Annotated in this window: 18 protein-coding genes; 10 read left to right on the top strand and 8 right to left on the bottom strand. The window is 61.9% G+C overall.

The features are described from left to right. Positions 1-23: 23 nt before the first annotated feature. The 5 genes from ON753_RS02820 to ON753_RS02800 all read left to right on the top strand — a co-directional run bounded on the left by ON753_RS02820 (position 24) and on the right by ON753_RS02800 (position 8,599). Entirely contained in the window at positions 24-2,771 is a 2,748-nt protein-coding gene (locus ON753_RS02820) for a tetratricopeptide repeat protein (protein ID WP_265961041.1), read from the top strand. Next, a complete protein-coding gene (locus tag ON753_RS02815) occupies positions 2,768-3,886 on the top strand; it encodes an alginate lyase family protein (protein WP_265961040.1) in 1,119 nt (372 codons plus the stop codon). Before ON753_RS02820 ends, ON753_RS02815 begins: the two co-directional genes overlap by 4 nt. 197 nt (positions 3,887-4,083) lie before the next feature. Then, positions 4,084-6,822: a cellulose binding domain-containing protein gene (locus ON753_RS02810; protein ID WP_265961039.1), complete on the top strand. Its 2,739-nt coding sequence runs from the start codon at positions 4,084-4,086 to the stop codon at positions 6,820-6,822. A 317-nt stretch (positions 6,823-7,139) separates the two neighbouring features. Further along, positions 7,140-7,787, top strand: a complete 648-nt coding sequence (locus tag ON753_RS02805; protein WP_265961038.1) for a response regulator transcription factor — start codon at positions 7,140-7,142, stop codon at positions 7,785-7,787. Between the two features lie 185 nt (positions 7,788-7,972). Further along, positions 7,973-8,599 (top strand): response regulator transcription factor, encoded by a 627-nt coding sequence (locus ON753_RS02800; RefSeq protein ID WP_265961037.1) that lies wholly within the window; start codon positions 7,973-7,975, stop codon positions 8,597-8,599. A gap of 176 nt (positions 8,600-8,775) precedes the next feature. Here the strand turns inward: ON753_RS02800 and ON753_RS02795 are convergent, their stop codons facing one another. From ON753_RS02795 to ON753_RS02780, 4 genes are all read right to left on the bottom strand, one after another. After that, positions 8,776-9,861, bottom strand: a complete 1,086-nt coding sequence (locus tag ON753_RS02795; protein ID WP_265961036.1) for an ABC transporter ATP-binding protein — start codon at positions 9,859-9,861, stop codon at positions 8,776-8,778. 12 nt (positions 9,862-9,873) lie between these two features. Then, entirely contained in the window at positions 9,874-10,962 is a 1,089-nt protein-coding gene (locus tag ON753_RS02790; RefSeq protein WP_265961035.1) for a carbohydrate ABC transporter permease, read from the bottom strand. Beyond that, a complete protein-coding gene (locus tag ON753_RS02785) occupies positions 10,955-11,908 on the bottom strand; it encodes a carbohydrate ABC transporter permease (protein WP_377046876.1) in 954 nt (317 codons plus the stop codon). Before ON753_RS02785 ends, ON753_RS02790 begins: the two co-directional genes overlap by 8 nt. A 169-nt stretch (positions 11,909-12,077) precedes the next feature. Further along, positions 12,078-13,349: an ABC transporter substrate-binding protein gene (locus ON753_RS02780; RefSeq protein WP_265961034.1), complete on the bottom strand. Its 1,272-nt coding sequence runs from the start codon at positions 13,347-13,349 to the stop codon at positions 12,078-12,080. A 268-nt stretch (positions 13,350-13,617) separates the two neighbouring features. On the opposite strand from ON753_RS02780, the gene ON753_RS02775 reads away from it, so the two are divergent. Both ON753_RS02775 and ON753_RS02770 read left to right on the top strand, forming a co-directional pair. Next, positions 13,618-14,421, top strand: a complete 804-nt coding sequence (locus ON753_RS02775; protein ID WP_265961033.1) for a FadR/GntR family transcriptional regulator — start codon at positions 13,618-13,620, stop codon at positions 14,419-14,421. A gap of 119 nt (positions 14,422-14,540) precedes the next feature. Further along, positions 14,541-16,601, top strand: coding sequence for a glycosyl hydrolase 115 family protein (locus ON753_RS02770; protein ID WP_265961032.1), 2,061 nt, complete (start codon positions 14,541-14,543; stop codon positions 16,599-16,601). Positions 16,602-16,627: 26 nt separating this feature from the next. Here ON753_RS02770 and ON753_RS02765 read toward each other — a convergent pair whose 3' ends face one another. Continuing rightward, positions 16,628-17,566, bottom strand: coding sequence for a LysR family transcriptional regulator (locus ON753_RS02765; RefSeq protein WP_265961031.1), 939 nt, complete (start codon positions 17,564-17,566; stop codon positions 16,628-16,630). 159 nt (positions 17,567-17,725) lie between these two features. Here ON753_RS02765 and ON753_RS02760 point away from each other — a divergent pair, with 159 nt between their 5' ends. Beyond that, complete coding sequence (locus ON753_RS02760; protein ID WP_265961030.1) at positions 17,726-18,736, top strand: hypothetical protein; 1,011 nt, start codon at positions 17,726-17,728, stop codon at positions 18,734-18,736. A 142-nt stretch (positions 18,737-18,878) separates the two neighbouring features. On the opposite strand, the gene ON753_RS02755 is transcribed toward ON753_RS02760, so the two are convergent. Beyond that, entirely contained in the window at positions 18,879-20,000 is a 1,122-nt protein-coding gene (locus ON753_RS02755) for an RHE_PE00001 family protein (protein ID WP_265961029.1), read from the bottom strand. Between the two features lie 534 nt (positions 20,001-20,534). Here ON753_RS02755 and ON753_RS02750 point away from each other — a divergent pair. Continuing rightward, entirely contained in the window at positions 20,535-20,939 is a 405-nt protein-coding gene (locus ON753_RS02750) for a response regulator (protein ID WP_265961028.1), read from the top strand. A 14-nt stretch (positions 20,940-20,953) separates the two neighbouring features. Next, positions 20,954-21,337, top strand: a complete 384-nt coding sequence (locus ON753_RS02745; RefSeq protein ID WP_265961027.1) for a response regulator — start codon at positions 20,954-20,956, stop codon at positions 21,335-21,337. A gap of 24 nt (positions 21,338-21,361) precedes the next feature. On the opposite strand, the gene ON753_RS02740 is transcribed toward ON753_RS02745, so the two are convergent. Next, the gene (locus tag ON753_RS02740) at positions 21,362-21,706 is read right to left on the bottom strand and encodes a type II toxin-antitoxin system RelE/ParE family toxin (RefSeq protein WP_265961337.1); all 345 of its coding nucleotides are present in this window, start codon (positions 21,704-21,706) and stop codon (positions 21,362-21,364) included. Continuing rightward, on the bottom strand, positions 21,693-21,968 hold the full coding sequence (locus ON753_RS02735; protein ID WP_265961026.1) for a ribbon-helix-helix domain-containing protein: 276 nt from the start codon (positions 21,966-21,968) through the stop codon (positions 21,693-21,695). The genes ON753_RS02740 and ON753_RS02735 overlap by 14 nt, the downstream gene beginning before the upstream one ends. Positions 21,969-22,063 lie beyond the last annotated feature (95 nt).

The raw sequence follows: 22,063 nt of genomic DNA, 5'->3' as shown, positions 1-22,063 counted from the left end.
AATTGGGAAGGAGCGCGCGGATTATGAGACTACCCCTTGCATACCGTTCCGCCGTGGTTTCGGCGGTATTGGCTCTCGCGGTGTCGCTGCCGGCTCCGGCGCGCGCCGCACCACTCGAGGTGACATTCGAACCGCCCGATATTCCAAGGCGCGCCATTTGCGAGCCGCGACCCCCGCGGCATGAACTGATCGCACGCTGGCAGGACTGGAGCGGCAAACAGCTCGACGACCGCTCCACCGCGCTGATTCGGCGGGACCTGCGGCTCTTGCGGTCGATCGATGCCGAACGGTGGTTCGACACGGTCTCAACGGCGTATGACCTGCTGCAGCAGCGTGATCCGTCCTACGGTCCCGAGGACCGTTTGCTCGACCGCATCGAGCTGCTGATCGCAGCAGGACAGACCAAAACGGTGCGCGAAGAGGCTCTGGTCGAACGCCTGGTTGGCGCCGGCGGATCGCGCCGTGCCCAACACACCGCCGCCGAACTGCTGCTCGACGGCATTGCCGCCGAACGCGACGAGGCACAGGGGCTCGAACTGCTCGCCGCCGCCGCCTATGCCGGGCACGCGGAGGCACTCTTGCGGCTCGCCGAAATGACTGCTGAAGGTGAAAAGGTGCCGAACTGGCAGATCGAGCCCGAACTGGCCGTGACGCTCGCCTTCGGTAGCCTGGTGGGCCAGCTGGATGAGCGGATCTGCGACCGCATGAGCCGGATCGCCCACGAGTTCGCCCGAGGTGGGCTGGTTGCCCGCAACCCGCAGCTGGCCGCGCGCTGGTACCGTCTGGCCGCAGATCTCGGCGACTTCAATGCTGCGTGGGATCTGGCGAAACTGCATCTGGAGGCGGATGGCTTCGAAAAGGACAACTCCGTTCTCGTCGAATATCTCAGGCAGGCGGCCGAAGGCGGTCTGGCATATGCCCAGGTCGAACTCGGCAAGCTGTATGAGCATGGTGCGCTGCTGCCGCGGGATTTTTCGCGCGCCGAAGAGCTCTATGCGAAGGCGGCTGACAATGGCGAGCGTGCCGGTCTGGTCAGACTGGCAAGCCTTATCGAAAGGCAGGCGGATGACGACCCGGAAGCCCGAGCGAGGCTGATGGATACGCTTGGGCGCCTGACCGAAGAATTCGGTCCGGAAGCCTGGGCGCTGGCCAAACTGGCGGATCTGACGCTGGCCTCGGAGGGACGATGGGCCGGCGAGGAAAAGGCCGTGGAGCTGCTCCAGCGTGCACTCGAAGTCGAACCCGACCATCTGTCGGCGGCATTGCGGCTCGCCGAGATCGGATTTCGCCACGCCGACGACCCGCAGGCCTTTCTCGACCTCATCAGTCGTCTGCAGCGGCTTGCATCAATCCACGGCAACAGTGGTGTGATGGAAAAGCTTGAGCATGCCTGGATGTGCCGTGCCCCGGAAGGGCCTTACCCGCAGCGTGCCGCCTACTGGAAGGGACTGCAGGAGAACGTCGGCAATCTCACGTTCGAGGCGGAGCCTGAACAGTTGCGCGAAGTGCTTGCCGAAGCCGACCCGCAACTTGCCGCCGAGCTGCAGTCGCAGGCGATTGTGGGCCGGTCCCGTGCGGTTGCGCTTTATGCGCGCATGGCGCGGAAAAGCGATGCCGTGCAGGGGCGCCTCGATCTCCTGATCGACCGGGCGACGAGGTTGGACGGCGAGCCGCTGACCCGGATCGCCCGCAACACGCTGAAGCTTGCCGCCACGCCCGAGGAGCGCGAGAAAGGATTTGAGCAGCTGCGCCAGGCGATGGAGGCAGGCGAACCGAACGCCGCGTTCCACCTTCTGCGGGCGCTGGAGAGAGCGGATGCCGATCCGGAAACGCGCCGGAAATTGGCCGAACGTCTCGCCGCTCAGGGCAAGGGGATCGGACTTCGGTCGCTTGTCCGGCTCGAGGACGGCGGACCGGAGGTACGCCGTGCGATCTGGGAGCGCTATCGCGAGGTTATCGAGAAGAACGGCGATGCCGATGCAATCACCTTTGCGCTGCCGTTCGTCGATGAGGCAGCCCGTGAGGACTACCTCAACCGGTTCCGGGCCGCGCTCAACTGTCATGTGGATGAGTCGGTCACCATGGCCGAAGCGCTTAACGCGCTCGGCCAGCACGAGGAAGCCGTGCACTGGCTCGGCGTGGCAGAGGCGCTGGCAGAGGAAGGCTGGACCTATGTGCTGGTCGCCGACACCTATCTGGAGGTTGGCGGCGAAGCCGCGGTGGAACAGGCGCTCGAACTGCTTGATCGCGGCCGCACGGCCGGGCATGGCCCCGCCGCGATGCGCCTGCTGTCTCTCCACCGAACCGAGGACAACGGCATCAGCTTCGACGACCGGACCCTGGCAACCTTCTATGTGGATCTGATCGAGGGAAAACGGAACGACATGGTCTCGGCTGCGTTGAATCAGCTTAGATTTGCCAAACCCGAAGTACAGAGTCTTGTGGAACAACAAACCGACACCACGGCCGCGCTGCGCAGGGCCGCAGAAGCCGGCGAGCCCAAAGCCCAGTTTGCCCTGGCGCAACGAGTGCGCGACGCGGCAACGGGGACGGAGGACTTGCAGGAATACGCGGACTTGCTGCAGGCGGCTGCCGAGCAGGGGCATTCACACGCCATGCTGCAACTTTCCCAGGCCTACGCCCTGGGGGCGGCAGTGGAGCCGTCGGTCGAAGAGTCCCGACATTGGTTGCGCCGCGCCGCGGAAGCAGGCAATCCCGAAGCGCAGGCCAGCCTGCGCCTTCTCCAGATGAACACGGAGACTGGTCAATGAGATTTGCGCGGACAATTCTTGCAATCGCGGCCGTCGCCGGCTTCGGGCTCACCCCGGATCGGGCGGCGGCGGAGACAAGCGCGGCCTGCTTCGAGGTACCTGAACCGATTGTTTCGCTGTCCTACGGCAGCCGCTACACGGATGACAGCAAGGATCGATCCGACATCGACAAGGAAGCCGACGCCGCCGTCGATGCGGCACTCGAACCGATCGATGACCTGATCGTCGACCTTGCCAAGGGTGCCAATACCGCGGTCGAGGAAAACGACGCCGACGCCGCCAATTGCGTGGTCGATGCGATCGCCCAATGGGCCGACGCCAACGCCATGAGCGAACTTGAGACGATGAACGCACAACTTTCATCGCCCGCCCGCGTTGGCGGCTTCGCGCTTGCCTATCTGCAGGCCGCCCCCGTGGCGACCAACCTGGACGAGGACCGGCGGCAAACGATCGAAGACTGGCTGAGCGAGCGGATGGAGGAATCGGCCCAATGGTTCGATTCCTCCGATGCGCCTCCAAAAGCCAGCCGCAACAATTTGCGTGCGTGGGCCGGGTTGGCGGCAGCGGCAGTGTCGGAAATCACGGGCGACGAGGAGCTTCGCACCTGGGCAGCCGACACGGTTCGTCTCGTTGCCTGTCAGGCTGACGAAGATGGAGCGCTGCCACTGGAGATGGGTCGGGGCCCCCGCGCACTGCACTACCAGTTGCATGCCACGGCACCGCTGGTGACAGCCGCAGCGCTGCTCATGGAGGAGGGCGAGAACGTGTTCGAGAACTGCGACGGGGCTATCCACAGAATCGTGAAGTTTGTCCCACGAGCCTTTGACGAGCCGGAATTGGCCAACGAAAAGGCCGGCGAGCCACAGCTCTACTTCACGAGTGACGACGAGTTGAAGTCCTACGAACTTGCTTGGGCGGAGGTCTATCTGTCCCGTTTCGACGCGCCTGCGCTGGAAAAGTTTGTCAGCGAGTTCCGCCCCTTAGCAAACTCGAAGCTGGGCGGTTCCCAGTCTACGCTGTGGCAGCGCACGGAAGACGGCAAGCTCGCCTGGCAGGATGCCGACGGGCGTTCTTCACCGTCGGAAACAGGCGACGAGTCTGGCGGCGATCGGTAATCCGGTCGCTTTCGAACCCGCCCTGCTGCCTCTTTTCAGACAACTTCTACCCGCAGACCGGCTCGTGGGACGTCGCACGGACCATCCAAGTGCCACGCCGACCCTCGGGGTCCGGCCGGCCGGGAAACAATCGTCATGTGGATAAATGGGGGTTCCGGTTGCCCACCGGAAGACAACAGCTATGCAGGACAACAACCTTGTCTATTTACACTCTCTCGTCTTCTGTAGTGGAAGCGTGGGGCGATCGTTACAAGATGGAGATAACCGTCAGCAACGATGGCACCACCCGCCTCGATAACATCCAATTCGACATGGCGCTCGACGGTCTTATCGACAAACTTTGGAGCGCCGACTGGACCACTGACGGCCAGGGCAGCTATCGGGTATCGGCCGATGTCGGGCTTCAACCCGGCGACACATACAAAATCGGCGTCATTGTTGAGGGCGACCCGTCGGACCCTGCCGTGGTTTCACCCGTGGGAAGCGCCGAAGCACTCGAGCCCGATCCGGAAACCAGCATCGACTCCCCCTCCGGCGGAGAGACGCTGGTTCTCGAAACGACCAGAGGCAACACCTGGTCCGATGGCTTTACCAGCTACATTACGGCTACCAACGGCGGCGATGCTCCGCTGCAGAATCTAGAATTTTACCTTTCGTTCGAAGGCACTATTGAAAACCTGTGGCGGGGCACCTATGAACAGGTCGCCACCGGCCTGTGGCGTGTCAGCGTCGAAAACGCCAACCTGGCACCGGGGGAAAGTTATGAGCTCGGCTTTACGGCTGAAGCCGCGCCCGATGCAGAAGTTTTCCTGAGCAATTCGCAGCCGGGGTCTGAACCGACAGCTGAACCAGAGCCCGCACCCGAGCCGGAACCCGCGCCCGAACCTGCGCCTGAGACTAGTGATCCATCGCAACCCGAAGCCGACCTATTTGCAATGGACGCGACCATTCGAAACTCCTGGTCCAGCGGCTTCACATGCGATGTGACGGTTACCAACAATGGTGACGTCGAAGTGCAGGACCTCGTTTTCGAGATCGCCTTTGACGGAGAGATCAAGAAACTGTGGAACGGCACGCATGAAGAGATCGCCGACGGCCACTGGCGGGTAACTGTCAGCGATGCCGGCCTGGCACCCGGCGAAAGCTACAAAGTCGGGTTTACGGCCGATGGCGATCCGAATGCTCCGATCACGCTGACGTCGTCCGGCGACTCGACGTTGCAGCCGGCGCCTGCTCCCGAACCCGAGCCGACTCCGGAGCCCGAGCCCACGCCGAGCCCAGAGCCGGAGCCCACGCCTGCTCCCGAGCCGACTCCGGAGCCCGCGCCGGCCGATGGCCCGGTGATCGAACTGGGACCGGACACGACAGCCGCGCGGCTGCAGTCGATCATCGATACCGCAGAGGCCGGCACGACCATCCGGCTTGCCGCCGGCACCTATGATTTCGACAGCACGGTCCGTCTCGACCGCGACGGAATTGCGCTCGAGGGTGCCGGTTCGGGCGAGACCATCATCCGCGTCGACGGCCTTGGCCAGGAAGCATTTGCTGTCGGTGACGGATCGCGCTCGGGCAGCTATCTCCTGAACGCCGACGCCATGGAGGGGGATACCCTCCTCACTCTCGACGGCGGCCACGGATTCCAGGCTGGCGACTTCATCTACCTGGCGCGCGAAAGCACCGAGGAGTTCTACGACGAGATCGGCGACTATAGCTGGCGCAACACGGATGTCCCGCTGCGGACGTCGATCATCGAAGTCGCAAGTGTCGACGGCAATACCATTCATCTGGCGTCAGGCCTCCATTTCGATTTTACCCGCTCTGAGACCAAGGTGCAGGAAATCGACCTCGTCCGGGACGTCAAGCTGGGCGGGTTCAGCGTCGACTATGGACTGGGCACGGCCGATCCCTCGGAATTCGAGAATACGCTGAGCGAGTACAATCGCGACGCGGTCGTGCAGGTCGAGGGCACTTCGGGACTGTATCTGCATGACATCCGTGCCGACGACGTGCCGTCGCTCGGTGTCAACGTTGCGCTGAGCCGCGAGATGACGGCGGACGGACTGACGATGACGGGTGCACACAACAAGGGGTCCGGCGGCAACGGCTACGCCTTGCAGATCCGCGACGTCTACGACAGCACCTTCGCCAACCTGTCGGACCTCGACATGCGCCACTCGGTCGTCTTCGCCTCGTGGCGTTCGGCCGCGGGCAACGAGGTGCATGTTCTCAGCACCGACCGTGACATCAACTTCCACGGCGGGCGAGATCATTCCAACACTGTGGTGGTCGACAGCTCCATCCGCGATGCAAACTCGGACATCATCAGCCCGACGCTCTTCGTGAACACCGAAGGCACACATTACGGATCGGTCACCGATGCCGACGCCAACCACGTCCGTTTTGGCACGGTTGTCGGCACGCGGCTGGCTGACACTGTCGAGGGCTATGATAGCGGTGCCTGGCTGGATGGGGCCGGTGGCCACGACCATCTGACCGGTGGTCTGGGCAATGACGTGCTGATCGGCGGCACGGGCTACGACACCCTGATAGGTGGCGACGGCATCGACCAGGCACACTACGCCGGAAATCGGGCCGACTTCCGCATCGGGAGCTCTGGCGACGGGATCGAGGTCGACGATCGGATCGGCAGCGATGGCAAGGATTTCCTGCAGGAGATCGAGTGGCTGGTCTTCAACGATGCGGCCTTGCGCGTGTCGGACATGTCCTGGCACGGAACAGATGCCGTCGACGGGATCTTCGCCGGCGTCGAACCCTTCGATCCGCAGCTGTTCCTTGACAACGACGACCTCCTCGATGCAGCCGTAATGTCGGGAGATTCACTGGTGGCACTCGCCGACGACGCGGATGCGGACAGCCTTTCGCTGGAAAGCAGCACGGAGTTTGAACAAGCGCCGGTTGACGACCTGTCGTTCTGACCTGATGCCGGGCGGCCGCCAGCCGGCCGCCCGGTTTCTCCACTGCGTGTGAGCTGGCGACCCGGTTCGTGAGGTTCCGTCAGCGGAGCCCTGTACGATGGCTGCCGCAGAGCCGCCGGACCCCGCGGTCGCCAGAAAACTTCCCTTAAGTAAGACATGAAAAACGCTGGCTGATCCGCTGTAGGCCATACGCCTTCACGGCATATCGCCAATCCCCACAGGCCTTGCCCTCTCCTACATTCCAAACGTGAAAAGAAATTGGAACTATCCTCCCCGTTTACCATTAAGGGAGCAGGGACTTTTCGAAGGAGAGGCGGATGAGTTCTTTTGTTAAACTTCCCGTTGTGGTGATTGTCAGTTCCAACTCGGTAATATCCAACGCGGTCATCAGCCTGTTCGAAAGCGAGCGCGCAGGGCTTTGTCGAGCCGACGACAGTCACCCGCGCCAGGTCATGCGCTCCATTGAGCGTGAGCAGCCCGACATTGTCATTGTCGATCCCGACACGGTGGGGCTCCGCCCGGCAGCCTTCATGGCTGAATTGCGCAAATCCAATGCGCACACGGAGGTTATCGGCTATGTCGCCTGTTATGCCGGCGGCCTTGCACGTGAGTGCCTGAAGGCAGGATTTGCCGGTATCGTTTCTCAATCCGGCGCAATGATCGACATTGTCGAGGCAGTCCGGACGGTTGCGATGGGCGGCGTATTCATCGGCGAAGGTTTTGAGAACCTGTGTCAGGCCACTGGCGAAGAACCGCTGCAGCAGGATCCGACGGATCTTCTCAGCCCGCGGGAACGCCATGTGCTCCAGCAGGTCGCGCGCGGCCTCAGCCTGAAGGAAATCGCCAACGAACTCGGCATCAGCACCAAGACGGTGGAGACCTACAAGGCCCGCGCCTCCGAGAAGATCGGCCTGACAAAGCGCTCTTCGATCGTCGAATTCGCTTTGGAGCGATCCTGGCTTTGACGGGCACGCGTAAGGCTGTGCCCTTCATGTTCTTCGCTTCGGCCCGACTTTTCTTGATGCAGGCCGAAATGCTTCAATATCCAGATCAGTAATTCGCAAAGATGATCCCGATAGCAAGCTTCCATAGGAGTGGCGAGTTAGGTCGGAGCGTTGTGCCTGACGTTAATAATGATCGTTCGAGAAGGATGGTTCTCCTTGCTCTCGACAATCCGGTGCTCGCGGGTGCGATTGCCGGAATGATGCGCGACGCTCACCCGTTGCGCGACTTCGAGGCGCTCACGATATCCCCGTCCGAACCCGCCAAGCTCGCCGCCGCCGGTGCCGAAATCATAGTGCTCGATCCCGACCAGTTCGACGCGGATTGCGCTGAACTGGTCGCTGCCTTCGGCAATGGGCATGTTCAGACCCGCCTCGTCGCCTATGTCGCCAAGCCGTCGCTCGAAGGCGCGAGGCAGTGTCTCCAGGCCGGTTTCCGGGCCTATCTGACAATGTCGGCGGAGAGCACGCAGATCCTGCGCGCCCTGAACGTCGTCGCCCATGGTGGCGTCTATGTCGATCGGCGCTATGCCGCGGCGACAGTCGGCCGCGCCGATAGCGCCTGCGAAAATCATGATGACGAGGGCCTCAGTGAGCGGGAGCGGGCGGTGCTGAAACGCATCGCGCTCGGGATGAGCCACAAGCAGATCGCCCTGGACCTCCACATCAGTCACAAGACCGTGGACACCTATCGCGCCCGCGCCATGCGAAAACTCGCGATCGACGATCGCGGCAAGCTGGTACGTTTCGCGATCTCCAAAGGCTGGCTGGAGTAAGCCGGGGCGCAATTGATCGAGCAGAAGCTCGGATACGGTCTCATTGCATGGAACGCTCTGGCGTCAAACGGCCGCGTCGTCGTGCTGAGCGGCGTCACCGATGCCGCCTCGCGCCGGGAAACAGTGCCGGTCCCTGTCCCGACAAAACCGGCCGCCAGCTGCCTTGGCGGTGGATCCTATTCGATCCTGTCGATGCGGTTCCCGTCCCCGTCGAACAGATGCCATTTTCCGGACCTGGGATGCACGCGGACATGATCTCCCGACTTGAGGCTGCTTTGTCCTTGTTGCTGCACCAGAAGCGGGGTGTCACCATCCAGGGAGGCATGAAGGAAACTGTTGGCCCCGTGATGCTCGGCGGCGGACAGGGTCAACGGCCAGCCGGTTTCGGTCTGGGTAACTTCAATGTCTTCCGGGCGAATTCCCAAGGTTACCTTGTCGCCCAAGGAAACCGGATAACTTCCGCCGAGGGGAAGCGAAAGACCGCCTCCGGTTGAGAATACGGTCTCGCCCCCGCTGCCTGGACCGATGGTGCCGTTGATGAAATTCATGCGGGGTGAGCCGATGAAGCCCGCAACGAAGGTATTGCGCGGACGGTTGTAGAGGTCCAGCGGCGGACCGGCCTGCTCGATCACGCCCTTGCGCAGGACGACGATCTTGTCGGCCATCGTCATGGCCTCGATCTGGTCGTGGGTGACGTAGATCATGGTGTTGCCGAGCCGCTCGTGTAGTTTGGTGATCTCGACCCGCATGAGGACACGCAGTTCGGCATCCAGATTGGAAAGCGGCTCGTCGAAGAGGAAAATCTCCGGATCGCGGCAAATTGCGCGGCCGATCGCGACGCGCTGGCGCTGGCCGCCCGAAAGCTGGCGCGGCTGGCGCTCGAGCAACTGATCGATTTGCAGCAACTCGGCCGCCCGGCCCACGCGGCTCGCGATTTCGGCCTTGGGCATGCCTATGTTTTCCAGGCCGAAGGACAGGTTCTTGCGCACGCTCATGTGAGGATAAAGCGCATAGGACTGGAAGACCATGGCCACGCCCCTGTCGGCGGCGGCGGTGCGCACGACGCTCCTTCCGGCAATCCTGATGTCGCCTCCGCTTGCCTCTTCAAGTCCTGCGATCATGCGCAGAAGCGTGGATTTGCCGCATCCGGAGGGCCCGACGAAAACGACAAACTCTCCATCCTGAATTTCAAGATCGACACCGGGGATCACCGTGACGGCCCCGAACGACTTCTTCAGGTCTTTGAGAACGAGACTGGACATGCTTGCGGGACCCTATTTGACACCGGTCGAGGCGATGCCCGACGTGATGTAGCGTTGCAGAAAGATGAAGGAGAAGGCGAGCGGCAGTGCCGTCAGCGTCGTCATCGCCAGAAGCTGGTCGTACTGGATTTCGTACTGGTTCTGATAGGACGCGAGCGCCAGTTGCAGGGTGAACGACTCTCGGTCGTTCAAGACGATCAGCGGCAGCAGGAAATCGTTCCAGCGCGACAGGATCGAGAAAACGGCGACCACGGCCAGAGCCGGCGATGACAGCGGCAGGATGATCCGCCAGAAGATGCGCCACTCGCTGGCGTGATCCATGCGCGCGGCCTCGATCAGTTCGTCGGGGATCGTCAGCATGTATTGGCGCAGCAAGAAGACGCCCGTGGGGGTGGCGACGGTCGGGAGGATGACGCCCCACAAGTTCCCCACGAGGCCAAGTTGGGCAACGATGAGATAGGTCGGAACCAACACCACCGTTGCCGGAATCATCAAGGTCGCCAGAATGGCCACCAGAGCCGCATTGCTGCCGCGGAAGCGATATTTCGACAGAGCAAAGGCGGCCATGGAATTCATGATCAGAGTGATGACCGTGGCCACGATAGTGATGAACATCGAATTGTAGACAAAGCGCCAGATTTCGGTGCCCGAAGTCGCCAGGAGCCGGGAATAGTTCTCGACGGCGAGATGGAATTGCCTCACCGGCACGGCATCCACGCTCTTGACGACCATGCGGCCGGCCTCCGGGTTCTCCGGATCGATCATCCGGGCGTTGAGCCCGATCCGGCCGATCTGGGCGAGGCGCCTGGTGCTGCCGTCCTCCATGCGCACGTCGAAGAGCGGCAGCGGATCGCCGAACCCCTCGACCACCGCCGTTTCGATCTTCGCCGGCAAGAGCGTTGGAGGAAACTCAGACAGGTTTCCGGGGGTCTTGAACGAGGAAAGGACCACCCAGGCAACCGGCACGAACATGATCAGCAGCCCAAGGAGCAGATATCCGTAGGTGAGGACATCGGTGAAATCGAATCGGTCCCGGCCGCGCCGCGCGGTGAGCAGAGTTCCGATCCGGCTAGGATTGCGGTTTGCCGCTACGTCAGTCATTCCGGTTACTCCTCGACAAGCGCATCTGGATGCCGGTGAAGATCAGCAGCAGGAGGCCGAGCAGAAGCGAGGCTGCCGCTGCCATGCCGAAATTGCGCGGCTGCGACGCAAATCCGACCTCGTAGATGTATTGAACCATGAGCATCGTCGCCGAACCGGGGCCGCCGCCCGTCAACACGTAGAGTTCGTCGAAGGTCTGGACGGAGCGGATGACGCAAAGGACGAACACCACCAGCATGACCGGGCGCAGAAGCGGCAGGGTGATGTGGGTGAAGGCCCGCCAGTTGCTGGCCGAATCCATCTTGGCGGCCTCGTAGACGTCGCGCGGGATCGACTGGAGCCCGGCCAGCAGGATGATGGTGTAGAACCCCATATGCGCCCACACCGTCACGAATACGGACCAGAAGAAGGCGGTGTCGGGAAATGCGAGCCAGTTGTGGGTCGGCAGCTGAAGCGCCTGCAGCAGCGCATTCAGAATTCCGTCTCGTTGCAGGATCCATTGCCACGTCAGGGCCACAACCACCGGTGACAGCATGACGGGAAAAAAGAAGACCCCGCGAAAGAAACCGCGCCCGCGAATGTTGCGGTTCAGACAGATCGCCGTGATCAGCGCGATGGTGATCATGCAGACGACCTGGATCGGCACAAAGACCATGCTGTTGTGCAGGGCCCGCCAGAACAGATCACGCGAGCAGGAGGAAGGGTCGAGGTAGTTCCCACAGTCGAGCAACGTGTCGTAGTTGAACGTGCCGACGAAGTTGCGGTCGCGGGGATAGAGACGATCGCTGCCGGTGAAGGAGTAAAAGACGTTGATGAGCACCGGCAGGAGTGCGAACAGCAGCACTGCCGTCAGATTGGGTATCAGGAAGACCCACGGCATGCGCCTGATGCCGAGGGCACGCTGCAGGCCGCTCATCAAGGGCTCCGCCAGGCGCGCCGGCAGCATGGCCAGATCGGCCAGCAGGCTTGAAACCCGCCGTGTAGCAATCATGGAACTGGTCTCCTCACAAGATCAGGGCCGCAGCCGGACGGTGTCACCGGCAGTTGGCAGCGGCGGCACCGTCCGTACAAATGGAAGAAATCCGGAGAGCGGTGACCGCCCTCCGGTGGGTGGATCACTGGGTCCCAGCGGCGGTGATGGCGAGGTTGACGTCGTCTTCGATCCGTTCCAGGGCGGCATCTACCGTCAGCTCGTTGTTGAGCACCTGACTGATACGGGTCGTCAGCGCATTCATCATCGCGCGCTGAAAGCGCCAGCCCTGGAAGTTGAAGGCGGCTTCGTCCATCTTCGGCACCTGCGCGCTGAAGGTTGCCAGGGCCTTCTGGGTGCGGGCGGATACGCCGGGATACTCGACCCCGTTTTCGACCACTGTGGTTTCCGCGGGAATTTCAACCGCCGCGGCAATGATCTGCGCATAGTTTTCCGGTTGCGCGATGTAGTTGATGAACTTGCCCATCACCTCGGGATGCTTTGTCGAGTTGAAGGCGACGAGCGCCGGGCCGCCGGGCATGGCGGTGCAGGATGAGGGGCCGCACGGTGTCGGGACAACGCTCCAGTCGAACAGGTCGCCGACCTCCGAGTCCATCCGCGACAGGGTCCACGATCCGCCGAAGTAGAGAACCACGTTGCCATTGAGGAAATCGGAGAACAGCTCGCGATGGGTGGTGCCGCCCACGGCTCCCCACAGATCCATCGGCATGACGCCCGACTTGTGCCATTCGACGAATTGGGTGATCGCGTTCCTGAGCCCCTCGTCCACCACGGGCCTGCCCTCATCATCGACGAGCCTGGCGCCATAGCTGATCGCGAGGCTGGCGAAGCGATGCCCGGACCGGTCCATTTCCATGGCGAAGTCGGTCCCAGTTGCCTCCGCTACCTTCCTGGTCGCCTCGGCCCATTCCTCCCAGGTGGCCCCCTCACCCGGCACCGGAACGCCGGCCTGCTCGAACAGTGTCAGGTTGACATAGGCACCGTTTACCGTGAGCGAGGCCGGCATGCCGTTGATTGCCGATCCGGTCGGATCGCTGCCGCGCAGCCACTGCAGGGTCTGCGGAAACTCGTGGTTGAACAAGTCGACATCCACATAAGGCGTGAGGTCGACATAGAAGCGGCTGAGGCCGCCAAGGTCGGTGATCATGCCACCGTCTGGGCCTTCGCCCGATTCCAGCTGCACGGGCAGGCTGTCCAGGACGGTGGCGTAGTTGACGAGTTCCAGCGTCACCTTCATCCCGGAATTTTCAGCGTTGAACTTGTCGGTGACCGGCTGCAACTGGGCGCAGCCGATGCCGGTGTCGCCGCAGAAGATCTTGACTTCCTGGGCGTGGGCCATTCCCATCGCACCGCCGATCATGATCGCGGCCATGCTGACCGCTTGTGATACGCGCATCAGGGGTTCCTCCTCTTTTGGAGCCGACGTTTCGCCGTGTCGGCACTTTTGATTGTTGGTCTTACCATATAACCTTGAATTGGTATTACCAATATGTCAAGAGGGGTTATTCTGCTCAAGAATGCAAGTTTTTTCCGGTAACTTGATTGACAAAGCCAATAATTGGTCTTACCAAACTTTAAAGCGCATAACCAACCTGTGACAATCGATTGCAGGATGACGGGATCGCACCGGCACAGCCGGAGGGCGGGCCAGGAAGGATGGAGCGATGAACAAGTCGGATAAGGGAGCGGCCTTCCGGGGCGAACAGCGCCTGTATCAGATCGTTGCCCGGCGGATTGCCGGAATGATCGAGGAACATCGCGACCTCCCCGAATGGCGGATGCCCACCGAGCGCGATCTTGCCGAAAAGCTCAAGGTCAGCCGACCCGTTATCCGCGAAGCCATCATCGCGCTCGAAGTGACGGGGCAGGTTGCGGTGAAGGGACGGGCGGGCATCGTGGTGTTGCCGCGCACTTCAGCCGCATCGGCGGATTTTCATCCGCAGGCAGTGCCGAGTGGCAGCCTGAACGACCTTCTCGGCGCCCGGCAGGCACTGGAACCCGGCCTGGCGTCGCTCGCCGCCCAGTGCTCCGCCGGCAGCACGGCAAACAAGCTTACACACCGCCTCACCGCACCAGCGGCCGGCGACAGCGCGCGCTTTGCGGATGCGCTTCGCGGGTTTCACCTTGAACTCGCTCAGCAGACCGGCAACAGCGTTCTGTTGACCATGGCGCAGACCCTGCACGACGCGTGGACAAGCGCTGCCCGGCCCATTGAGGATGAGTTGTATGGTGCCGAACTGAGGCCATTGTGGATCGGCGATTTTCATGCGATTGCCGCCGCGATCGAGGCAGGGCAGTCCACGACAGCCCATCGGGCCATGGCGCGCCACATCGACAACCTGCGTGCCGAGATGAACCAAATCCTTCAGGGGCGAACGTCAGACGAGCCGGTCGCCGGCGCCACGTCGACGTCCTCCGGACCAGCACACCCCAAGCGCGACAAAGTGACTGCGGGCGACGGCGTGTAAGCTTTCGGCCCCGTCCCTTCCCCTTCAGCAACCAACGACCATCGGGCCGCGGCGTGGCGTATGGCACACCTGTGTCCGGTTCGCCTTGATCCAGCAGCACTCGAAAAGGGCATGAGATTATGGATATTTCCCATTTCATCCTGAACAGCGAGACAACACTCTGTCCGCCGGGCAATCCATCGCTGCCCGTTCAAAACGCGCTGGATATTTTCGCGCGCGATTTCGGCAAGGTCTTTCGGACAAGCCTCACATTCGGCGGGCCGGAACGGGCACAGATTCAGGTTGGCTATGACACCGGGGATGAGCTCGACGACCCGGAATCCTTTGCCGTTCGCTTTGACCGGCATGCCGGACGCACGGTGCTGAAGCTGATCGGGAAAGACGATCTGGGTCTCGTCTATGGGATTCTCCACCTGTCGGGGACGTTGCTTGGCGTTGATCCATTCTGGTTTTGGGCGGATCGTGAACCGGTTCCCCGGACGGAAATCAGGGTGCCGGCAAGCGACTACGCATCGCGGCCGCACCGGGTCCGCTTTCGCGGTTGGTTCATCAATGACGAAGTGTGCCTGATCGGCTGGACGGATCACTATCCTCCCCCTCGGAACGTCTGGGCACAGGTTTTCGAGACACTGCTCAGGCTGGGCGGCAATCTGGTTATTCCAGGCACCGACCTGCCGCGCAACGGCGGCCAGGCCGAGGTCGCCTCGCAGATGGGGCTTTATCTCACCCATCATCACGCCGAGCCCCTGGGCGCGGAAATGTTCTTTCGGGCCTTTCCCGAGTCCGCTGCCAGCTTCGAACGCAACGGCGGGCTTTTCGAGCAGCTATGGCAGGAAGCCATCGAGCGGCAGAAAGACCGGAACGTGGTCTGGACGCTCGGGTTTCGCGGTCAGGGTGATTGTCCCTTCTGGGAGCAGGATCCCGAATACGACACGCCTGAGAGACGCGGCGCACTGATCAGCCGCGCCATCCGCCGTCAGTACGACATGCTCCAGGCCGTCATTCCCGGTGCGCCGTGCCTGACCTATCTCTATGGAGAGATCACGGAACTCTACCGGCAGGGCCATATCACGTTTCCGCCCGGCGTCGCGAAGATCTGGTCGGATAATGGCTATGGCCGCATGGTCTCGCGCCGGCAGGGCAATCACAGCATGCGCATACCGTCCCTGCCGCAGCCGGACGAGGACGGACCGCACGGCATATATTATCACGCGACCTTCCACGACCTGCAGGCCTCCAGCCACCTGACGATGCTGCCTGTTTCCACCGTACTGCTTGTCGATGAGCTGGAGACGGCGTTCGAAGCCGGCGCGGACGACGTCTTGCTCATCAATTGCGGAAATGTGCGGCCGCATGTGTTCACGCTGGATGTTTTTGCCAGCCTGTGGCGGGACGGAAAAATCGATGCCGCCCTCGCCCCGCTCACGTTTTCCAGACGCTATTTCGCCGGGTCGCCGGAACGGGCAGCCGCCTGTCTCGAAGGCTTCATCGATGCCGCCATCAGCTACGGGCCTCATGAAGACGACCGGGCAGGAGACGAATTCTACCACCATCCGGCCCGCTCTCTGGTCGGCCATGTCATGCGCGGCGAAACACGTGAACCTGCCGAGGACCTGCTGTGGGCGACGGACAGGTTGCCATTCGAGGGGCAAGTGGCCTGGTTCGAAGCGCTAAGTGCACCTGCGATCGAGCGGTTTGCGGCGCTGGAGAGCAATTGCCTGGAAACCGCTGCCGAGCTGACGGGATGTGAGGCGACGTTTTTCCGCGACCTGATGCTGTTTCAGGTCAGGTTCCACAGGTCGGGGGCGACCGGCCTTGCCCTCTTGTGCCGCAGCATCGACGCCTTCCTGCGCAAATGCTATCCGCAGGCCTTTGTACTGGCCTCGCAATCTCTGTGGGCATTCGAGGAAGCACTGTCGGCAATGACGGCGGCCGAGCACGGTAAATGGCGGAACTTTTTCCGTGCGGACTGGCTGACCAACGTCCGGATTACCGTCTATTCGGTCAATGCCCTGCGAATGTTCTACCGCTCTTTCGGCGACAATCCAGACTACTTCCTCTGGCATAAGCAGTTTCTTATGCCGGAAAGTGAAAAGAAGATCTATCTGGAGAACACCCATCGCAACCCGCCCTCGGATGATGATCTGGCCCGGCGACTGCAGGAGTGTTTCGGAATGTAAAAGGGCCGCCGGTCCGGGCGCTGCCGTCAGGCGGAAGGGGCAGTGCCCGCAATGATGGCACGCGCTTCCTCGTAGATGCGATCGATCAGTCCTGCGAGCCGTTTGTCGGAGCGCCTTTCCGGTAGCACGTGAATGCCGACCGGCTGATACGCGGGCTCCTGGTCCGGCTTCATTTTCACCTGCGCGATGCCTTTGCGGGCAAACTCCCCTGCCATCAGATCGGTATGACGCATGACGGCGTCACTCGCGCGCAGGTATTCCAGGCATGCTTCCAGAGAATTGGAGGTGAAGGCGTGCCCGAGATATTCCGGTTGCTGCCCGCCGGGCTGACCATATCCCTGGCCGAGCAACAGCCGCTGCTGGCGGGCCTCGGGCGGAAAGGCAAGCGTCGTCGGGAAGGCAGCCACCTCGGCTTCTGTCCGCACACGGCCAAGCAGCGGATGGTCTTCCCTTACGAAATAGCCGTCATGGACCAGCCCGATTTCGATGAAGTCGGCCTGAACACCAGGGGCCAATGCGTCGATCCGGTGACCGATGAACAGTGAAATGTCACCGGCGAGGAGCTGGTCCATGCACCTCAGCTTGTTGCCGAGCGATACGTTGACCGGCGCTCCCAGAGTGCGATTGCCATATTCGAACACAAGTCGTTTCAGGAACAGGGCCCACCACGAGTAGCCGGTTCCGATGCTCAATCCTTCTTCGCTCTGAACACGCTGGCGTTCGATCGCGTTCAGGGCGTTCTTATAGAGGCGGCTCATGATGATGACGTTTTCATAAAGCGTTTCACCATAGGGCGTCAGCTTCACACCGCGCGAGGAACGTTCGAAAAGGCGCACGCCCAACGTTTCCTCTAGCTTGCGCATGTTGAAGGTCAGCGTTGGCTGGGTGACCAGAAGCGATGCTGCCGCGCCGCTGATCGTGCCCTCTTCAGCAACCGCCAGGAACTGAACCAGACTCTTGTCCATCTTTCCTCATAGATTACATCTATAGTAATGAGGATATTTCGTATTTTTCCGATAGAAGCGCAATTGGTAATGTCGTGTCAACAAGAACGGATCAGGGACGATGCGGAGGGTCGGTAGGCTTTGCCCGCGCCGGTTCCAGACGGGGTGAGGAGACGGACCATGACCGCGCCGCGGCTACGGATACTCGAGGCAGGCACTGCAACCTACACGCCCGGGCCGGAGGGGTGGTCAGGGGCTGCCGCCGCCTACGTCTACACTTTCGTCAATATCGAAGTGAACGGCCGGGGGGTATCCACCGGCAGGGCCTGCGCGCCGCTCGGCGGATCGGGCGCGACACTGGCAGAGACCGGCACCCCGGAGGACCTCCTGCAATCGGCCATCGAAGCCTGTGAGGCCTATGTTTCGTTCCGTCGCTGGGACACGGCCTTCGGCCATCATCTGCACCGGTTGCCGCAATGCGGACGCGCCGGGCCGGCAGGACAGGCCGACGTGCCATGCAGGTTTGGTTACCCGCTGATGGATGCGGCCATACTCGACGGCCTTCTGCGTGCCGTTGGGCGCAATTTCGAAGAAGCGATGGCCTGCAACCTTCCAGGTGTCACCGCCTGTATGAGCCCAGGGCTGACGAACGAGCACATCGAACAGTGCCTGGCCGCAAGCCCCACGCCGGGAGGCGCAATGGCAAGCCGCAGCAATTTGCAGGCCCGGACGATGGCCGGCTCACTTGAAACAGTTTCCGGTGAGGTCGGCCTGGCGCGCAATGCGGACACGGGTCTGGGCCGGGACGCCGCGCAGGCTCCCTGCCACGTGGCGGCCGGTAGGGAGCCTGCGCCAGCACAGCTTACCGGCTTGTCCGGCAACGGCGCGCCGCTCTGGGAAACGGGGATCTACGGTGCTGTTTTGCAAGCGCTGGAAGGACCGCCCTTCCCGAGCGAACCGTCCTGTGGCGACTTGCCGGTTTTGCTCGATGCCGTTGCGTGTCTGCAGAACAGAGCCGTGCGTGCCCTGATTGACGGAATCCGTTGCCACCGTGCCCGGGCCGTCAAATCGCTCCAGGAGGATGCCCTTTTCACCTATTGTGAAACCGATACAGCCTCGCTGGCTCCTCTCCTGGGTCCCGGCTTTGCAACCCATGGCCTCAAGGTTCCGGAGAGTCTTGAATGGCTTTAGGCACCGGCGGGGTGACCCGCGGCTTGCGGTGAAATCTCTTGTGTACAATCGCGGTTGAGACTCATGTCCGTGGCGCGATCATTGCGGCGAACAGGTTCGCTTTTCGGCAGGCGAGCATCGCTGGCCGTCAAGGTCCCTCCCCTCACAGCACCCCCCAGGCCCTGTAGCGGTTGCGGCCGGTGAGTTCGCGGGGCATGGCGGGGCCGAGCTGACGGATCATGTGGTCGACGGCGGCGGCGGTGACGCCGAGATCCTGGCGGGCCATGGGTATGGTCACCAGCGGGCGGGTGAGAAACAGGCTTATGAATTCCGGCAGCCGGGAGTGACGGCGGCTGTTGGCGCAGCAGCGCATCAGCCGGTCGCGGGCAAGCTGCAGCCGGTCGAGATCCCTGGAGCTTTCGGCACCGGCCTGCTCGAAGCCGGTCAGCAAGGCCGACAGGCGGGTTCCCAAAGCATCCTGGCGGCGCCAGCGGAACGGCGATTTCCGTAAACCTGCGCACAGCATCGGCGTGTGGTTCGGCGTCATCTCGCCTTTCAGGAAGGCACCCGTGAGAAACCGGCCGAGTTCGGGCCAGCTTTCGATCGGCCGGAGAATGTGCCAGGCGTCGAGCAGAAGGGCGGCGGCAAGCACCGGAGGGAGTTTTTCGGCTTTCACGTCCGTCACGACCGCCAGCCAGTCTTCCAGCCGGGTTTCCGGTTTGGGCGTGTGGTCCGATCCCGGTTCGGGTTGTACAGCAAAATGCGCCGCGCGGTTTGTTCTGGGCGGGATCATTCCCAGGGCCAGGTGCTCGGAGCGTTGAAGGACCTCGTCCAGTTCGGCGAGCAGGTCTGTTTCATCCTGGTCTCGGTCCGGCGTCTCTCCCCCGGGCTCCAAACGGCCCCCTCCCCCCGCAGATCCTGCGTGTTCCTCTGATCGTGCCTGGTCGGCTTCTTCTTGGTGCTGTCCGATCAGGGAAAAAATCCCGGTGCGGCTCAAAAGTCCGGAGAACTCCAGGCGGTCCATGCGGCGGCGCAGGCCGAGAAGCCTGGCGGCGCGGGTGAGCTCGTGGGTCGGGGCCCTCTTGTCGGTGCCGGCGTCGTGCAGCACCAGATCTTCGAGGTGGACCAACTCGCCGTCGAGGGCCATGGCGGCGCAGGTGTCGAAGAAGTGCGCACGCGCGCAAAACCCTTCGGCAAGCTCGGGGCTGCGCCGGAGGCGTTCGTCAGCGCGGGTGAGCGCGCGGCCGGCGCCGTCAAGGGGGCCGGCGAGCCGGGCCCAGGGCATTTGGCTGAGGTGTTTCCGGAGATCGTAAGCCGCTGACATGGCGTGATAATACCTTGTTAACCATAACAAGCAAGACAAAAACTATCATTACATAGATAGATGCCAACTTGGTTGATTGATCAATGATAACATTCATTTATCGATGATAAAGGCTCTTGCGGCGCGCAATCGCGGATCGCCGTAAACGGGGCCTGCAGTGGGGACGCGCTGTCCGGATCTCGGTGCGGCATTCGATATCCGCACGCGGCGGCTCCGCATGTCGCAATCGGAGAGAATATTTTAGGGTGCAGGAGCTATTATCGGCACGCCGGAAGGTGCAAACGCTCTCTGGCCCGCCGATTTCGTCTCCGTTACTTTCGGACAGGCGCGGGTCGATATCCTGGGTTTTGGTGACGGTTTTATTCCGCGCGCAGGGAAGTCAGGGTCGTCGTGAAATTAAAAGCTCAACAAATGGAACAGGTTTGTCCGTGAAAAGTTGTGGTGGGAAAGGAGCATGGGGAATGGGCAATCGAATCTCGTGCCGGGGATCAGCGGATGGCAGCTAAAATCATCCCCGAGAAGGAAGCCGATGCCGAAAGATATGTGGTGCTTTTGGCGGAGGACGAGTTTTTTATCCGGTTCGACATCGCCGAAGAATTTCGGCGCCTGGGATGGCGGGTCATTGAGGCCGGCAACGCTGAACAGGCAATCGATGTCCTGAGATCGACAGCGCGCATAGACCTGGTGGTGACGGACGTGCGAATGCCCGGCGACCGTAGTGGCCTCGACGTGGCACGCGCCGTGAGAGAAGAGCGGCCGGGTGTGAAGATCGTAGTCATGTCGGGACACCTCGTGCCGATGGAAAAGCACAAACATCTCATCGATCTCTTTGTTCCGAAACCGACTCCGAGTGATCAGCTCGCCAAGCAGATCAAGGAGTTCATGCACGCGAGCGGTTAAAAGCGAGGCTGGTGATGGAAAAAGAAGCTGCAGAAGACACGATCCTCGTCGTCGACGGCGATGTGATAACCCGGACCGTGATTGCCGAGTATCTCCGCCACTGCGGTTTTCGCGTCCTTGAATCGGGCTCCGGTACGGAAGCCATACAGGCGCTGGAGCATCCGGAGTTCCGTATCGATATAGTCCTGTCCGACGTCGAACTTCCCGGGGAAATCAGCGGTTTTGATCTTTCTCGCTGGGTCAGAGATAACATGCCCGAGGTGAAGGTCTTGCTGGCCGGTGCCGTCGAACGCATTGCCGATACCGCCGGGGACCTTTGCGAAGAAGGCCCGCATCTCGCAAAGCCTTATGATCACAGGATGATCGTCGACCACATCAAGCGGTTGCGCGCGCGTTGAACACCGGGTTGGAGAGATGTTCCGCTACTCTGACAAGAGCCGTGCCAGCATGTGGCGGATGTGGTCCTGAGGACCGAAAAATATCGCCGCGACGAGGATCCGCTTGCGGTTCTCGACCGGCAGAAACCACACTGCCGCCTGGTCCCGCCGCACGAAACGCAATCCGGGATGGATGTCGTCCCGAAGGGTGCCGATAAAAGGCGCCTCCCCCAGTCGGTCAATGGATGAACGAATCCCCCTCACCCGCTCCGCAGCGCGCTCGATAGCGTCCGCGGGATCGTCGCCGAGGTCGCAATAGGTGGCGAAGAGGTGATCGAAGACCAGCTCGATATCGCGCTCGGCCGCGGCTGAATAGTCAACGGCCCACACGCAGACCACGCCGCTTCCGCTCAATCATGGTCTCGATGCTGCTTTCCATCTCGGCCGCCGATACGAATGGCCCTTCCAGGCGCTGCTTGATCAGTTCGCGCAGAGCCTGTGTCTCGAGGGTTTCCGTCTCGGTTTTCTGACGCAGCAGTTCAAGGCCCTGCTGCAGCACGGAGCTGAGGCTCGAATATTTGCCGGAGTCGACCAGCGCGCGCGCAAAGGCGTCCTGCTGATCGGTCAGGGAAATCGAAGACTTGACGCTCATGACTGTTCTCCTTGACACCTAAGGTGCTACTCAGTCGCATCAATGTCAAGTCGTCAACCCTGACAGGCCGGCAGTTGCCGCCATGGGCGCTGCCG

The sequence above is a fragment of the Roseibium salinum genome, from assembly GCF_026240905.1.
Taxonomy (GTDB): Bacteria; Pseudomonadota; Alphaproteobacteria; order Rhizobiales; family Stappiaceae; genus Roseibium; species Roseibium salinum.
Note: the sequence above shows the minus strand (reverse complement) of the source record. Positions and strands in the feature narration are given on the sequence as shown.

Excerpts from the sequence above, each read along its gene's own strand:
- ON753_RS02815 (WP_265961040.1), top strand. The coding sequence starts at position 2,768 with ATGAGATTTGCGCGGACAATTCTTGCAATCGCGGCCGTCGCCGGCTTC.
- ON753_RS02760 (WP_265961030.1), top strand. The coding sequence starts at position 17,726 with ATGACCGCGCCGCGGCTACGGATACTCGAGGCAGGCACTGCAACCTAC.
- ON753_RS02770 (WP_265961032.1), top strand. The coding sequence starts at position 14,541 with ATGGATATTTCCCATTTCATCCTGAACAGCGAGACAACACTCTGTCCG.
- ON753_RS02765 (WP_265961031.1), bottom strand. The coding sequence starts at position 17,566 with ATGGACAAGAGTCTGGTTCAGTTCCTGGCGGTTGCTGAAGAGGGCACG.
- ON753_RS02780 (WP_265961034.1), bottom strand. The coding sequence starts at position 13,349 with ATGCGCGTATCACAAGCGGTCAGCATGGCCGCGATCATGATCGGCGGT.
- ON753_RS02820 (WP_265961041.1), top strand. The coding sequence starts at position 24 with ATGAGACTACCCCTTGCATACCGTTCCGCCGTGGTTTCGGCGGTATTG.
- ON753_RS02805 (WP_265961038.1), top strand. The coding sequence starts at position 7,140 with ATGAGTTCTTTTGTTAAACTTCCCGTTGTGGTGATTGTCAGTTCCAAC.
- ON753_RS02745 (WP_265961027.1), top strand. The coding sequence starts at position 20,954 with ATGGAAAAAGAAGCTGCAGAAGACACGATCCTCGTCGTCGACGGCGAT.
- ON753_RS02795 (WP_265961036.1), bottom strand. The coding sequence starts at position 9,861 with ATGTCCAGTCTCGTTCTCAAAGACCTGAAGAAGTCGTTCGGGGCCGTC.
- ON753_RS02755 (WP_265961029.1), bottom strand. The coding sequence starts at position 20,000 with ATGCCCTGGGCCCGGCTCGCCGGCCCCCTTGACGGCGCCGGCCGCGCG.
- ON753_RS02775 (WP_265961033.1), top strand. The coding sequence starts at position 13,618 with ATGAACAAGTCGGATAAGGGAGCGGCCTTCCGGGGCGAACAGCGCCTG.
- ON753_RS02790 (WP_265961035.1), bottom strand. The coding sequence starts at position 10,962 with ATGACTGACGTAGCGGCAAACCGCAATCCTAGCCGGATCGGAACTCTG.
- ON753_RS02735 (WP_265961026.1), bottom strand. The coding sequence starts at position 21,968 with ATGAGCGTCAAGTCTTCGATTTCCCTGACCGATCAGCAGGACGCCTTT.
- ON753_RS02800 (WP_265961037.1), top strand. The coding sequence starts at position 7,973 with ATGGTTCTCCTTGCTCTCGACAATCCGGTGCTCGCGGGTGCGATTGCC.
- ON753_RS02785 (WP_377046876.1), bottom strand. The coding sequence starts at position 11,908 with ATGCTGCCGGCGCGCCTGGCGGAGCCCTTGATGAGCGGCCTGCAGCGT.
- ON753_RS02750 (WP_265961028.1), top strand. The coding sequence starts at position 20,535 with ATGGCAGCTAAAATCATCCCCGAGAAGGAAGCCGATGCCGAAAGATAT.